Here is a 14,368-nt window from a genome sequence, read left to right as displayed (position 1 = left end):
CAGAAGAAACAGCGGTTCAGCTCTTATCCGTCCTGAATATTGTGCCGTCCGGTCTGACACCTTCAGCCTGCATCAGTTTGAAGAGACGGGTCTCGACACGGATCAGGCGGCTGATGATGTACTCCTGATTCTTCAATACCCGCTCCAGCATGGCTCTTGTTTCCTGATCACCATAGCTGCTGTCCCGGGACAGATAGCCGCCGAAATTGGAAAGCGTCTCTCGGTAGGAAGCGCCGTCTTCCGCTTCGGCGTCAACAATCTTGCTGTTTTCCATATTCCATCCTTTCTGACTCAGGTCTCAGGGCAGGCGCTGCAAACGCACTCAAAGTTGTCAAAATTGATTATATCATCTGCTCATGATATGACATCATTTTTGATTCTATATTTAGTTACTGAAAATATCGATTAAATTCTGTTCTGACGCCGATATTATCGGATTTAATATGAATTTATGAGAAACTTATTTTTTTAATATTTGACTGAGTGATGAAGCTGTAATCTGCATCCGGAGTTTCTGGTGAAGAGACGAGCGATGCACTTCCACCGTCCGCTCACTGATTCCAAGACGCTCAGCGATCTGACGGCTTGTCAGTCCTGCCGCCACCAGTTCCGCGATTTCGAGCTCTCTCCTTGTGAGAAGAGAGAGTCTCTGACGGAGCACCGCGGGGGATGAAGTCCCTTCCGCATTCTTCAGCGACTGCGAGACACAGGTCTCAATTGCGGCGAGCAGCTTCCCGCTTTCCGGCGGCTTCTGAATAAAGTTCGCGGCACCATCAATCATGGCGGTGACCGCCATATCGATATCACCGTGACCGGTCAGAAAAATAATGGGGAGAGTGTTCCCGCGGCGGTTCATTTCATGCTGAAGCTCAATCCCAGTCATACCGGCCATCTGTACATCAAGGATGAGACAGCCGGGAATGGAGGGAGAATCCTGTGTCAGGAAGTCACGGGCGGAGGGATAGGCCGCGCTCTTCCATCCCGCGCATTCCAGCATGAAGGTAAGCCCCTTCCGGAGATCCGCGTCATCATCCACGATGCGGATGAGAGCCTCATTCTGCATTTCCTCAAGATTCTTCATTTCCGTTCTCCTTCACCCGGATTTTCCTTCACACACTCCAGCTCAAACGAGGCCCTGAGACCTCCCCCTGGGATTCTTTCATAGAGCAAATGGCTTCCGTATGAACTGAGAAGCTCCCGGACGATTGAAATACCAAGACCGAGACCGCCTTCCTTCGTGCTGTTAAGCGGTGAAGAGAGACGCGCGAACGCCTCATCGTCAAGAGTGGGGCCGTTATCGATCACTTCCACACGGATTTTTCCGTTTCCGGGTATGGCGTTCAGCATCACGGCGGGAGAGTCTGCTCCTTCCGCCGCCTCCCCCGCGTTTTTGAGGAGATTAAATACCACACACTCAAGTTCCAGAGGATCTATCCTCACCCAGACGTCCGCGTCCGCGTGTGACACGTCCAGCCGAAGAGGCGTCTTTCTCGATACCCGATAGTTTTCCGCCGCTTCTTTCAGCGCGTCACCAAGCCGGATCCAGACACGGCGCCCTTCAAGTCTCGAGGAACGGGCGTAAGAACGGGCGTGATCGACAATGTCAGACGCCTTTTTTGCCTGACGCTCAATCTGAGAGAGGGGTTCCGAGAGTTTCTCCGCGGGGCCGATTACCCCTCGCTTCAGCAGCATCCGAAGTCCATCCAGATAGAAACTCATGGTGGAAAGCGGCTGCCTCATCTCGTGCGCCAGCATTCCGGACACCTGTCCGAGGGCACCCATTTTCTGCAGCGCGTCCAGATGCTTTGTGGCGTCAAGCGCTTTTTTCTGCAGCTTCTGCTGCTCATCCATCAGGGCCTTCAGCTGCTCTGTGCGGCGGCGCACAAGCACATCAGACCGCCAGGCGTGAAGGATCAGACCGATCGCGGCAAGCACCGCGATGATAAAAAGCGGCCAGTACTCGCGAAGCAGCATCTGCACCGTGGTTTCGCGGAGGTAACGGTATTTCCCGATCCGAAGCGTCCGGTAAAGATGATCGACCGGAAGAAAATCTGTCGCGATGCCCCAGTAGTTGCCGTGTGAATCCGGAGGCATATTGAGGATCGCGAGTTCCGCCGACCGGGCTTCCCCCGGCGTCAGACGGTTAGTTCCCGTAATGATCCAGCTGGGGTACAGAGGCGTGCTCCGCCGGCAGGGTTCCCCGGGCTCGGTTTTCTCTCCTACTACAGCGAGCTTTGAGGCGAGATCCGGATGATCCTTGGCCCAGGACTCAAAGAAGCAGAGTCTGGCAAACGCAACCCCGGCCTTCCCTTCCGCGACATCCGTAAGCGCTTCAGCGAGATGGCTCCCTCCCCCGACAAACTTCACAGAAGAGAAGAAGGTCTCCCAGTTGGGGTCAACCTTCGCCACTTCCCCCATCGGAACATAAAACCCGGTAAAAGCGATTGATGTGTTGGCGAGCAGCGTCCTTCCCCGCAGCGCACTGATATCCGTTATTCCGTCAGATTTCCGCACCAGTATGGCGGCTCCGTCCCCATGATTGGGATCCGGGTAGCCAGGCTGCACCAGCGTCCCGAATACACGAACGCCGTGATCCTGCTGCAGCCGATAGGACTGCCCGGCGCTCGTGATAAAGAAATCCAGTTTTCCCGCCGTCAGTTCTTTCCCAAACTCTGAAGCAGGGACTGGTGCCACCTCGACTGATCGCCCTGGGAAATGCTTGCGAAGGCTTTCCGCCGTCTTCTCAATCACGGTCCCCTTGTCGCTCGGCTTCACATAATCCATCGAGGCGATAACAAGCGGCCGGGATGATTCATCAGACGCTTTCCCGCTTCCGGACGCAGGAAGCGCGGCCAGCGCACAGAAGATCAAAGCAGCTATTTGGGACGGGATCAGTTTCTGCATCATCTGAATCAGGGAAATGAGATCAGCCCGGGTCGATCTCCGGATCTGCCATTATCCTCTAAATACTTCAGCAATCACAAGGATTTCCCGATAAATCAAACGCTTTTGCATCTCATAACCTTACCAGGAGTACTATAGACCTAAGTGCAAACCATTAAACCGTTAGTAGAACCGACGGATTTAAGGAATAATTAAGAAAACACCTAAAAAAACGGAGACTCAGCACCATGAAACTACTCAAGTTATGCGCTCTGGGACTGATGCTTGGCGTGTTCTCGCTTTCGAGCGCCTACGCCGCCGACTTCACCGCTGACAAGCATATTGCTGCTGGCATGAAGTGCGAATCCTGCCATGGCCCCGATAAGAAGATCGAGACCCCTGACATGAATCAGTGCGTCAAGTGCCACGACCCCAAGAAGCTTGCCGAGAAGACGAAGAACGTCAAGCCGACGAACCCGCACGACTCCCCGCACTATCATCAGAACCTTGAATGCACGCTTTGCCACGTGGGTCACGAGAAGTCTGAGATCTACTGCAACCAGTGCCACAAGTTCAACTTCAAGATGCCCTGATCGCTGAATGGTGCAGAAAAAACGGTTCCTTCGGGAACCGTTTTTTTATGCCTGAAAGATAAATATTGCGAGCGCCTGTCGGCGCGGCAGCCAGCACTTCCCGCCCTTCTCCCACAAAAAAGAGATCCGGCAATGGGGAATCACCGGATCTCTCGCGCCTCTCTCCAGGAGAGTAGGGATAGAGGCGCGTGTACTACGGGAGAAAGTTACATCGGCTGCTTATAGGCCTTGGCAGAACGGGCTGCCGTACGGCCGAAGATCATGCAGTCAGCAACAGCGACCGTGCCGAGGCGGACCATGCCGTGGACACCGCCCGTCACTTCGCCAGCGGCGAAGAGACCGGGGATCACGTTGTGGCGGGCATCCAGCACCTGAGCCTTGTTGTTGATCTCGAGACCGCCCATGCAGTGATGGACACGCGGCCAGAGTCTCCAGGCATAGAACGGGCCGTTCGCTTCCGTGTTCGGCACGCCGTCCTTGAAGAACTTGGTGTGGAACTGCGGGTCATTCATGGCCTTCATGTAGCCGTTGAACTTATCGTTCTCAGCAACCAGGGCGTCATACGGGATCTTGTAGAAAGCCGCGAGATCCTTCAGCGTCTTGAACTCATGGACAACGCCGGACTTCAGGAGGGAGTCGAACATTTCCTTGGACATGTTCTTGCCCACAGCCTGACCAAACACGTTCTTCGCGCAGGCATACATCACAACCGGGTGACCGATAGCGACGATAGCGTCAGCACGAACCTTGCGGTTGCCGGTTTCCTGAACGAAGCGCTTCGCGTTCGCCGGATCCACCATCGGACCGTAGCCGACGAGCGGTTCAGTCAGAAGCGGAGTCTTGCCGAAGCCCTGTTCATCCGGGCTGGTCCACGGTCCGAGCTGAATCCAGTCCATATGGACCGTGTTGGCGCCGAGGAACTGAGCGTCCTGGAGCGCTTCACCGGTCGCACCCGGCTGGTTCGTGGAACCGAAGGCCGCGGTCAGACGCGGGTCGTGGCTCATACGCATCGTAACATTCTGGGCGAAACCGCCGGCAGCGAGCAGCACGCCATTGCGGGCGCGGATGTACTTCACCTTGCCGGAATTGGCGCGCGGGAAGCGATAGCCGGTACGGACCTTGGCGCCCAGCACCACGCCCTTATCGTCCTCGATGATGTCTTCGAGGTAGGTGCGGAGCTGAATCGGAATGTTGTATTCCTTGCACTTCGCGAGCATCGGGTTGATGAAGCCGGAACCCATATGGGCCGTAACGGAGTGGCTGCGCTTCACGGAGTGGCCGCCATGATACGTAACGGCTTCAAACTGAACGCCGATCTTGTCACGGAGCCAGTAGAAGTTCTCAACGGATTCATCAGCAATGTGACGGGCGAGTTCCGGATGAGCGAGACCGCCGCCAGCGCGCAGAATGTCGCTGTAGAGCAGATCAGGATTATCGGAAATGCCAGCCTTCTTCTGCATATCCGTGCCGGCAGCAGCCACAGCACCGCCGTTGATGATGGAGTTGCCGCCCGGGGTCGGCATCTTGTCGATCACGAGGACGTTCTTGATGCCGATCTGATGCGCTTCAAGAGCGGCTGCAAGACCAGCAAAACCGGTACCGACGATCAGGAAATCGACGGTTTCATCCCACTTAGCGGGGACCTTCGCGGTCTGGGCAGAAGCCTGACCGGCGGCGGACATAAGACCAGCCGCGGCAAGAGCGCTTCCGGCACCAAGGAAATGACGACGCGAAAATTCCATATTTTTCTCCTCTCTCTTTGAATGGCTTTGTGCAGGCCGTTTTCACTCGCGGCCTTAAGCCAACAATTCAGTTGTACTACTTTCGACTGATATATAAGCCCTAACAATATAGGCTATCGATATAGGGGTTAGTTCCTATATAACAACAATTGTTATAGGGGTTAGCACGGAATATTGGAGGCAGTAGGTAGGTCTTTAGTCATGCGGATAAAGGAAAAAAGCTACTATTAGCTGAAAAAAAGAACACAGAAAAAAAAACGGAACAGAGAAAGCGGCGGACAAACTGTTTTATGGAGAGAGAAAATGGCACGTCGTCCCTTCGCCTGGTACGCCGCGGTTGAATTGCCGCGGCCGACCGCATGGTTTGAATCAGGGATTCCCAGAACACCAGTCATACCTTTTATTACTCACGCGCTGCATCCTTCGCTTCTCCGGCTGATTGAGAGAATCGGCACGGTACGGAAACTGAGCGCCGGAGAAGAAATCTTCAGACCCTGCGATCCGGTGGACCAGGTCACTGTTGTTAGAAAGGGCATCACAGGCCGCGCGCTGGGGCACGACGGAAACGCGATCGGTCTCTCGATTCCAGGGCGGTTCGCAAGCGGCAACCTGAATTTTTTCACCGGTTTCCCGTGTTTCGGGCGTTACTTCGCGCTGATTCCAAGTGAAATCATCACAGCCCCCAAGGATCTCCTCATCCCGGTGCTGCGGGGGAGCCCCGAGGCGGCGCTTCTTTTCGCGCGTCAGTTTGAAATGGCAAAGCTCTCTGACCGTCTCGGTTTCGCGATTCTTTCCAGCTGCAGTGTGGAGCTGAGGCTTGCGGCTTTCTACTATGCCTGGGCCGCGAGCTACGGTCATACCGTTCAGGATGAGGCGGGGGACACCTGGATCCGCATGCCGCCCCCGATTCAGCGTCACTACATCGCGAATGTCGTGAACACTTCGCGGCTTTCCATCGACCGTTTTCTGAAGCAGTGGAAGGATAAGAATCTTTCGAAAATGGTCAGTGAGGAGCTCTGGGTCCAGCCGTCTCTCCTCGAACCGATTCACGCCTGGATCTGTGATAAAGAAGAGATTTCAACCCGGGTTCGTCCGGCATCCCTCCTCGACTCTATCTGGGGAGACAAGATGCGGGACCCGGATTCGGAATCGCAGGCTGTTTCCTATTGACGAAATATCCAATTACGGTTTCGATGGAAATTTTGCGGTTTGCTCACGCTTCTTCGACAGTGATCGAAGTATCCTTTAAGTAACGAAACGTACCCACGAGGAAAGGAGGGGCTCATGAAGCTTAAGAATGCCGCTGTTGCCTTTGCAGCTGCCGCTCTCATGACTGCGACCGCAGCAAACGCCGCGACGAATATCAATATTTCAATCGGCGACCCCGGCTACTGGGGCGTTATCCCTGCGCTCACCGGCCACGCGCCGAGAGTCTGGAACAGCGCGCCTGTGGTTGCGATCGGCGCTGCCGCTGCCGGTGTTGCCGCAATCTACCTCAACGTGCCGGATCGCGAGCGTCTCGACTGGCCCCGCTACTGCGGCAAGTACAACGCCTGCCGCCGTCCGGTGCATTTTGTCCGCAACGACTGGTACCGCAATAACTATGCCCCGGCCTACCGCAAGGCCCATCCCCACGGAATGCCGCCGGGACAGGCTAAAAAGATGAACGGTCCCGGTCACCCCATGCCGCCCGGACAGGCAAAGAAAATGGGAGGCCCCGGTCCCGGTCCGCAGGATCATGGACCTCAGGGTCCCGGACCTCAGGGTCCCGGACCTCAGGGCCCCGGCCCCCATGGCCCCGGCCCCCGCTGATCTGCGGTTCTAGATAACTGAAAGAGGATGACGCAGCCGCGTCATCCTCTTTTTTATTGCTCTTCAGAATAAAAAAAGCGGTTCCCGACACGTTGCCCCAGGGGAGAGAATCCCGGGGACGGAACGGAAACCGAAGCCTCAAGCAAAGTAAAAAGGAGAACCCGCACGGCCCTGGCCCGTGCGGGGGTACTGCGGAAATCAGGCCTTGGCGGGCTTGCAGACGTGGGAGCGTTCGTTATAGAAGCCCTCCACATAAACCGTGTGATCACGGCCGACGTGCACAATGCCGAAGACATTGCGCGGCAGAGCGCGTTCGACCAGACCCTGATTCACAACATAGTGAATGCCGTTGCGGACAGAGTACCAGCCGCGGTGATAGTGACCGGAAAGAGCGGCGAGCACACGGCCGCTCTGCTCCATGGCGCTCACAACATCAGCCGCGTTCTTGATGAACCAGTTGTTCATCGGTCCCTTGTCCCAGTAGTTGAGATTCTGGTGGGTGAAGACAATGATCGGTTCGGAGCCGGTCGCAAGTTCCTTCTTGAACCAGGCGAGTTCCTCATCCGGCACATAGGTCTGAACCCAATTGAAGTTGCCTTCAGAGTAATGGTTGCCCTTCGTGTCCTTGTAGCAGGCGTCGAGCACAATGTACTTCACACCGCCTCGCACGAAGCTGTAGTAGCTCTTGCCATTCGCGTCACCCGGGTTCGTCACGTTCGTCACGAAGTCTTCGTAGGTGATCTTGTCAAAGTCATGATTGCCGGCCACGTGGTAGCGGGGACCGTTGTAGCGGCTGAACTCACGCTCAACCGTACGCAGGAATTCAAGCGTTCCCTCACGGTCGCCGTCATCCTTGCAGTCCTTGAAGTCACCCAGTTCAATCACGAAATCGAGCTTACGGGTATTGAAGAGATCCGTTGCCTGGCGGAGCTTCGCGAGGGAATGCGCGTAAACACGGGTCGAATCCTCGTTATCAATGCGGCGGACAGGCTGCACGCTGTAGTGAACATCCGTCACCCAGCCGAAAGAGGAAATCAGATCCTTTTCAGGCGGAATTGTGATGTCGGTGGCGGGGCAGACCGAAACAGCCTTGGCGGCACCGGCGGCAGGAAGAACAATGAGGGTCGCAGCAGTCTTGAGAAGCGTACGGCGATTGCAGTTCATTTGGTATCTCTATCCTTGAATAAATAATGATGCTCGCGGGAGATGCTGATCGATCTCCCCTGAACGCTATGCAGAATAGGGACGTTTTTTGACGGCTCCGTTTCGTTTTAATGACATTCCCGTGACACCGGCATAAAAAAACGGGAGCCACCGACTTTAAAACCGGGGCTCCCGTCATGATTTCAATAATTCACGTAGATCATTAAAGCGCCGGAGGCACTCCTTCGCGGATCAGCTCAGCACGGAATTCCGCGATATCGTGAGTGTCTGCTGGAGTCGCGCGGCAACAGCCGCCGATCACGCGGGCACCCGCCTCGTACCAGGTCCGCACATACGCGCGGAACGGGAGTGGGGAACCAAACCAGGTCTTCGTTGCCGGGTTATAGGATTCACCGGTATTCGGGTAGCAGATAATCGGTTTCGAGGTACCGCGCCGGACTTCCTGAATGAGGCTCGCTACATACTGGGGCGCGGTGCAGTTGATGCCGATCGCGGCGAGCTGCGGGTTCGAGTCGAGTGCCTTGGCGGCTTCATAGACACTGTCACCGCCGCAGGTTTCCTTTCCGTTTTTACAGGAGAAAGCCACCCAGGCGCTTGCTTCAGGCGTGTCTTTCAGCACATCGAGAACCGCCTGGGCTTCGCGAAGCAGCGGGATCGTTTCAATTGCCACAATCTCCGGCCGCTCCTCAAGGAGCAGCGCAAGGCGTTCAGCATGGAAGTCCGCCAGCTCCTTACGCGTAAGCGAGTAGTCGCCCGTGTACTCACTGCCGTTTGCCAGATAGGCGCCATAGGGGCCGACAGAAGCCGCTACGATCGGCTTCGGACGGTTCTCTCCGGAGTGACGGCTCCATGAAGCGTCGCGCGCTTCGCGGGCAATCACTACCGACTTGCGGATCAGGTCCGCGGATTCATCATGCGAGAACCCCTTCGCCTCAAAACCAGGAATCGTCGCCTGATAGCTTGCCGTCGCGACAAGATCGGCACCCTGATCGTAATACTCTTCAAAAATTTCCCTGATCAGTTCCGGCCGCTCATAAAGCGCCTTCGCGCTCCAAAGCGAATCGTTTGTATCAAAACCACGCTTGGCGATTTCAGTGCCGAGCGCGCAGTCAAGAACCATCAGGGGATAGCGGCTGAGAATGGATTCAATCGGATTCATGGTGACCTGCTCTTGTTTTAATAAAAGCAGGGAAAGTGACATTTTCTGCACTTTCCCGCTCGGGGGTTAGGGTTAGGGTACCGGGGGCGATCAGGCTCAGTCGTGAAGCAGAGCCTTCGGGGGCTGCTTGCCAAACCACTTGTGATAGATCTTGGCGAATTCGCCATCCTTCTTGATCTTCGCAAGACCGTCATTGATCTGGGTGAGAAGCTTGGTGTTGCCCTTCTTCACGGCTATGCCAAGGTCTTCCTGAGTCAGCGCGACAGGCAGAGCCTTCACGGCGCCTCGTCCTGCGGTGGCCACATAGTAGTCATTCGTCGGGATGTCATTCACGACGGCATCCACACCGCCATTCCGAAGCTCAAGATAGGCTTCATTCAGCTGGTTATAGACGTGAACGTCAGCGTTTTTGATCTTACGGGCAGCCTCTTCACCGGTTGAGCCGATTGAAACACCGAGACGCTTCCCTTCAAGATCCTTGGCCGTACGGATCGTGCGGTTATTTTTCTGAACCACAACACCGAGACCGGCAATGTAATAACGATGAGAGAAATCCACGTTCTTCGCGCGATCCGGAGTAATCGTGATGTCGTTGATCGCGATATCAATGTTACCGGTGCGGAGAGCCGGGATCAGACCGTCAAACTGCAGATTGCGGATCTTGACCGCGAAGCCTTCCTTGGCGGCAATCGCCTTGATGATATCGACGTCGTAGCCGACATATTCCTTCGACTTCAGATCCTGAGATCCAAACGGAGGGTACGCCGCATCCATCGCTACCGTGTAAACGGGCTTGGCTTCAGCTTTGGTGCTGACACCAAATCCGGATACTACGGCAAGGGCACAGGCGAATGAGGCCAGGAGAAACTGCTTCAGCATAATTTCCTCTCTTTTGAATTTTTTCAACTGAATTGCGGGTGTTTAGCTGGTGAGATTCATTATCCGCCGGGAATCCTGAAAAAGCCTCATGCCCCGCAAGTAATACCGCAAGGATTCCGCGAATTTCGATCTCCGGGGCGGTCTGACAGCATGTTGCCAATGCTGCGGTGTCACCTAAGTTACAGCCAAAGAACTAATTCTTTCGAATAATAAGAACAGGATCCCGGGCACTCGTCCCGGAGTGGTTCACTAAGGAGAGAAAAGTTATGTTCACTATTTCGCGCAGGAATCTGATCACGGCTGCTGTTCTGACGGCTGTTACGAGCCCGGCCTGGGCCAAAACCCAGACCATCAATACTGACATTGTGATTATCGGCGGCGGTCTGGGGGGACTTTCCGCCGGGAGCACTGCCGTGAAGCATGGAGCCCGTGTCGTGGTGCTTGAGAAACTTGGCGTTCTCGGCGGCGCCGGTCACTTCCCTGAAGGGTCGCTTGGTGTTCAGACCACCTGGCAGAAGGCTCACGGCATCAACACCACGGTGGACCAGGTGCTTGACGCCTCGCTTGAATATCATCATTTCCGCGCCGACCCCGAAGTTCTCCGCGCGCTGATTGCCGGATCGACTGACACCATCAACGAAATCCTGAACGAAGCCCATATCGGTATGCGCGGCATCCGCACGATGTATCCGAAAAACGAATCCCTGATGACCTGGCACCTGTTCAAAGGCGGATGCGAGGCGGTTCTCGACTACTACGAAAAGAACATCCGCGCGGCGGGTGACCGCGCCCAGATTCTGACCTCTACCCCGGCGCAGAAGCTTCTCACGAATAACGGACAGATTGTCGGTGTTGAAGCGAAGAGTGCCAAGGGCGACACCATTTTCGTTATGGCGAAGAAGGTCATCATCGCCACCGGCGGTTTCGCCGCGAATAAGGAGATGATCGCGAAGTATGTGGCTGACTCTTCAACCCCCGGCATGGTGGAACCGATCTGGCTCCGCGGTCCGGAAAAGGACGGCCGCACGGGCGACGGTATCAACATGGCGCAGCTGGTCGGCGCGGGTCTGGCCGGCATGCAGACAGTTGCCGGCAACGCTCCGTACCTCCCCGATAATCCCCCGATCCGCCAGTTCAGCGGCCCGGATTATCTGAAGCAGGGTCGCTGCGCGCTCGCGCAGCCCTGGCTCTGGGTGAACCACGAAGGCAAACGCTTCTTTAATGAGTCCCGCGGTTCCGTGTTTGTTGATGTCTACAACGCCATGACCACCGCGGGCGGTGTGATGTACACGATCTTCGATCAGAAGAAGATGGACACCATGGTGAACAAAGGCGCCCTCCTGCCGTTCAACGCGATCGTTCTCGCCGGTGTTCCCCTGAAGGAACTCCCAAAAACCTGGGAAGAAGGCATGAAGCGCGGCTGGGCATTCAAGGCCGACACGATTGAGGATCTGGCAAACCAGATCGGCGTTCCCCCGAAGAACCTTCGCGCGACGATGGAACGTGTCAATAAATTTGCCGCTGAAAAGAAAGATCCGGACTTTGGCAGAAAGCCTGAGCACCTGGAGGCCTTCGATATGAATCACGGTCCGTATTACGCTCTGAAAGGCATCCGCGCGTACTTCCTCACGCTGGGCGGTGTCACAGTCACCCCGCGCTTCGAGGCGAAGAACCTGCAGGGCGATGTCATTCCTAACCTCTATGTCATTGGCCAGGATATTGGCGGTCTCTATGACTCAACGTACGACCTCCGCTGCGAAGGATCGGCTTCGAGTTTCGCTATGACTTCAGGACGCCTCGCCGCGATCCACGCGATAGACGCGATCAAGGGGAAAACCTCCTCTATGTAGCCCTGAGCGCGTGACATCAGTGATCTGAAAACGCCCGGTCCGGAGATTACGGATCGGGCGTTTGCCTGTCATTTCAGCGCGCCGCGCTCGACCCGATCCGCAAAGGCCCTGATGTAAGCCGCGATTTCACTGCAGCAAGACTCCAAAGCAAAGTGACCGCTATCCACAAAATGGATTTCGGCCTCAGGAAGATCCCGTCTGAAAGCTTCGGCTCCGGCAGGAATAAACGACGCATCGTTTTTCCCCCAGACCGCGAGAAGAGGCGGCTGATATTCGCGCAGATATGCCTGGAACGCCGGATAAAGCGCGACATTCGTCTGATAGTCAAAGATCAGATCTGACTGAATTTCGTCATATTCCGGGCGTTCCGTGTAGTGAATATCCAGCGTATAGCCATCCGGCGACACGCTTCCGGGTTCCGTGCCGAATGTGTACTGACCGATGATGGTCTGAGGCGCAAAGGCGCTTTTATATTGTTCGCGAAGTTCGGGAGTTGGATGGCGCCAGTATTCAGCTCTTGCCTCCCACTTTTTGCCAAGTCCTTCCTGATAGATATTGCCGTTCTGGCTGATGATGCCGAGAATCCTCGCCGGTTCCGACTTTGCCAGCCGGAAGCCGATCGGGGCTCCATAGTCAAACACATAAAGAAAGAACTTCCCAAGCCCCATCACATCGGCAAACTGCCGGACGATATCGGCGAGGTGATCAAACGTATAAGAGAAAGAGGATCTCGGCGGGATCCCGGACCGGCCAAACCCCGGGTAGTCAGGCGCAATCAGATGAAACGAGGGTGAGGAAAATTTTGTGGGTGACTCTGAGATAATTGCTCTTGGAGGAGCCTCAAATGAAACGAAAGACAGACCCCTTGGATAGTGTTGCAGGACAGATTTTAGAAAACGCCAAGAAATCCGGGCTTGAGATTAATACCGCAGAGGATGCGGAAAATCTTATGGCCCATATGCTCGGTCGGCTGCTGACTCAAATGCTTGACGGTGAAATGACCAATCATCTCGGTTACGAAAGAGGCGGTAAACGTGTCACCGAAAATGAGCGTAACGGGCATAGTTCGAAAACCCTCAAATCGTCCAGCCTTGGAAATATCCGTATTGACGTACCCAGAGACCGCAAGGGAGAGTTTGAGCCGAGGGTCGTTCCTAAGCATAAACGCCAGCTGGCGGGGTTTGAGGACAAGGTTCTGGCCTTGTACGCCAGAGGGCTCTCAACCCGGGAAATTCAAGGCTTTCTCTATGATGAATACGGTATGGAGACCAGTGCCGAATTTATCAGCGATGTTACGGACGCCATCCTTCCTGAGGTTGAAAAATGGCAGAACCGTCCTCTGGATCCGTTTTATACAACTGTTTTCTTTGACTCTATTCGAGTCAAAATCCGAGGTGATAATGGCATTGTTACCCCGAAAGCGGTCCATCTTGCCTTGGGCGTAAACGCCCAGGGCCGCAAGGAAGTTTTGGGGATGTGGGTCGCTGATAACGAAAGCGCAAAATATTGGCTTAAGGTCTTCACTGAACTCAAAAACAGGGGGGTGTCTGATATTCTGATTGCTGTCACAGACGGACTCAAGGGAATGAAGGAGGCGCTTGAAGCTGCCTTTCCCAACACTCTGCTGCAGACCTGCATTGTTCACCTGATCAGGAACAGTCTGAAATTCGTCGGATATAAGGATTACAAGGCCGTAGCCGGCGCGCTGAAGCCCATTTACCGGGCCGTAAACGCGGCTGATGCGCGGAAGGAACTGGACGCTTTTGCACAGTCGGAACTGGGGCTCAGATACCCTTACATCGCCAAACAGTGGATCGATTCCTGGGATAAGGTGATCCCCTTCTTTGATTTTTCCCCAAATATCCGCAGACTTATTTATACAACCAATGCCATAGAGAGCCTTAATCGGGATCTAAGAAAAGTAATTAAGACCCGAGCTGCTTTCCCTACTGAAACGGCTGCTTTGAAACTTCTCTTTCTGGCAATCCGGAAAGTAGAGAAAAGATGGGTGCGGCCTTCTCCATACTGGAGTGCCGCTATGAGAGAATTGGTTGTGCTATTTGGTGACCGAATCACCCCCTACATCGATTAACCTTGAACGAGCCGCCCACAAAAAATTACACACCCTCGATGAAACCGGTCTTCAAGCGCCGGGATCAGATCGCGGAACATATGACTGGAAGACGGGAAACCATGAAGAAGGAGAAGAGCCGGTTTTTCGGGGCTCCCTGCCTCACGATAGAAAATATCAACCCCCTCAATCTTTACTGATCCGTACCTTGTCAT

Annotated in this window: 13 protein-coding genes and 1 pseudogene; 5 read left to right on the top strand and 9 right to left on the bottom strand. The window is 55.0% G+C overall.

The features are described from left to right. Positions 1 to 16 precede the first annotated feature (16 nt). From M4NBBH2_RS05675 to M4NBBH2_RS05665, 3 genes are all read right to left on the bottom strand, one after another. Positions 17 to 274 carry a hypothetical protein gene (locus tag M4NBBH2_RS05675; RefSeq protein ID WP_116270055.1) on the bottom strand — a complete coding sequence of 86 codons (258 nt, stop codon included), beginning with the start codon at positions 272 to 274 and terminating at the stop codon, positions 17 to 19. A 186-nt stretch (positions 275 to 460) separates the two neighbouring features. Next, positions 461 to 1,081, bottom strand: a complete 621-nt coding sequence (locus M4NBBH2_RS05670) for a response regulator transcription factor (protein ID WP_116270054.1) — start codon at positions 1,079 to 1,081, stop codon at positions 461 to 463. Beyond that, a complete protein-coding gene (locus M4NBBH2_RS05665) occupies positions 1,078 to 2,907 on the bottom strand; it encodes a sensor histidine kinase (protein ID WP_116270053.1) in 1,830 nt (609 codons plus the stop codon). The genes M4NBBH2_RS05670 and M4NBBH2_RS05665 overlap by 4 nt, the downstream gene beginning before the upstream one ends. A 224-nt stretch (positions 2,908 to 3,131) precedes the next feature. Here M4NBBH2_RS05665 and M4NBBH2_RS05660 point away from each other — a divergent pair, with 224 nt between their 5' ends. Next, the gene (locus tag M4NBBH2_RS05660) at positions 3,132 to 3,476 is read left to right on the top strand and encodes a cytochrome c3 family protein (protein WP_116270052.1); all 345 of its coding nucleotides are present in this window, start codon (positions 3,132 to 3,134) and stop codon (positions 3,474 to 3,476) included. 206 nt (positions 3,477 to 3,682) lie between these two features. Here the strand turns inward: M4NBBH2_RS05660 and M4NBBH2_RS05655 are convergent, their stop codons facing one another. Beyond that, positions 3,683 to 5,218, bottom strand: a complete 1,536-nt coding sequence (locus tag M4NBBH2_RS05655) for a flavocytochrome c (RefSeq protein ID WP_116270051.1) — start codon at positions 5,216 to 5,218, stop codon at positions 3,683 to 3,685. A gap of 303 nt (positions 5,219 to 5,521) precedes the next feature. Here M4NBBH2_RS05655 and M4NBBH2_RS11880 point away from each other — a divergent pair, with 303 nt between their 5' ends. Together M4NBBH2_RS11880 and M4NBBH2_RS05645 are read left to right on the top strand one after the other, a co-directional pair. Continuing rightward, complete coding sequence (locus M4NBBH2_RS11880) at positions 5,522 to 6,388, top strand: Crp/Fnr family transcriptional regulator (RefSeq protein WP_174703615.1); 867 nt, start codon at positions 5,522 to 5,524, stop codon at positions 6,386 to 6,388. Between the two features lie 114 nt (positions 6,389 to 6,502). After that, entirely contained in the window at positions 6,503 to 7,030 is a 528-nt protein-coding gene (locus tag M4NBBH2_RS05645) for a hypothetical protein (RefSeq protein WP_116270050.1), read from the top strand. Positions 7,031 to 7,228: 198 nt separating this feature from the next. Here M4NBBH2_RS05645 and M4NBBH2_RS05640 read toward each other — a convergent pair whose 3' ends face one another. The 3 genes from M4NBBH2_RS05640 to M4NBBH2_RS05630 all read right to left on the bottom strand — a co-directional run bounded on the left by M4NBBH2_RS05640 (position 7,229) and on the right by M4NBBH2_RS05630 (position 10,232). Then, positions 7,229 to 8,194 carry a metallophosphoesterase gene (locus M4NBBH2_RS05640; protein WP_116270049.1) on the bottom strand — a complete coding sequence of 322 codons (966 nt, stop codon included), beginning with the start codon at positions 8,192 to 8,194 and terminating at the stop codon, positions 7,229 to 7,231. Between the two features lie 202 nt (positions 8,195 to 8,396). After that, positions 8,397 to 9,353: a homocysteine S-methyltransferase gene (mmuM, locus tag M4NBBH2_RS05635; protein WP_022443346.1), complete on the bottom strand. Its 957-nt coding sequence runs from the start codon at positions 9,351 to 9,353 to the stop codon at positions 8,397 to 8,399. A gap of 96 nt (positions 9,354 to 9,449) precedes the next feature. Beyond that, positions 9,450 to 10,232 (bottom strand): basic amino acid ABC transporter substrate-binding protein, encoded by a 783-nt coding sequence (locus M4NBBH2_RS05630; RefSeq protein WP_049686409.1) that lies wholly within the window; start codon positions 10,230 to 10,232, stop codon positions 9,450 to 9,452. Between the two features lie 266 nt (positions 10,233 to 10,498). Here M4NBBH2_RS05630 and M4NBBH2_RS05625 point away from each other — a divergent pair, with 266 nt between their 5' ends. Next, positions 10,499 to 12,082 carry an FAD-dependent oxidoreductase gene (locus M4NBBH2_RS05625; RefSeq protein WP_116270048.1) on the top strand — a complete coding sequence of 528 codons (1,584 nt, stop codon included), beginning with the start codon at positions 10,499 to 10,501 and terminating at the stop codon, positions 12,080 to 12,082. Positions 12,083 to 12,150: 68 nt separating this feature from the next. Here the strand turns inward: M4NBBH2_RS05625 and M4NBBH2_RS05620 are convergent, their stop codons facing one another. Then, positions 12,151 to 12,858, bottom strand: coding sequence for an alpha/beta fold hydrolase (locus M4NBBH2_RS05620; RefSeq protein ID WP_370685643.1), 708 nt, complete (start codon positions 12,856 to 12,858; stop codon positions 12,151 to 12,153). Positions 12,859 to 12,926: 68 nt separating this feature from the next. Here M4NBBH2_RS05620 and M4NBBH2_RS05615 point away from each other — a divergent pair, with 68 nt between their 5' ends. Beyond that, positions 12,927 to 14,174 carry an IS256 family transposase gene (locus M4NBBH2_RS05615; protein ID WP_116269216.1) on the top strand — a complete coding sequence of 416 codons (1,248 nt, stop codon included), beginning with the start codon at positions 12,927 to 12,929 and terminating at the stop codon, positions 14,172 to 14,174. Positions 14,175 to 14,212: 38 nt separating this feature from the next. On the opposite strand, the pseudogene M4NBBH2_RS12025 reads toward M4NBBH2_RS05615, so the two are convergent. Further along, a pseudogene (locus tag M4NBBH2_RS12025) lies at positions 14,213 to 14,368 on the bottom strand (alpha/beta fold hydrolase); the annotation flags it as partial.

The organism is Mesosutterella multiformis, from assembly GCF_003402575.1.
GTDB classification, from domain to species: Bacteria; Pseudomonadota; Gammaproteobacteria; order Burkholderiales; family Burkholderiaceae_F; genus Mesosutterella; species Mesosutterella multiformis.
The sequence above is the reverse complement of the archived record's forward strand: the minus strand, read 5'-3'. Positions and strand labels throughout refer to the sequence as shown.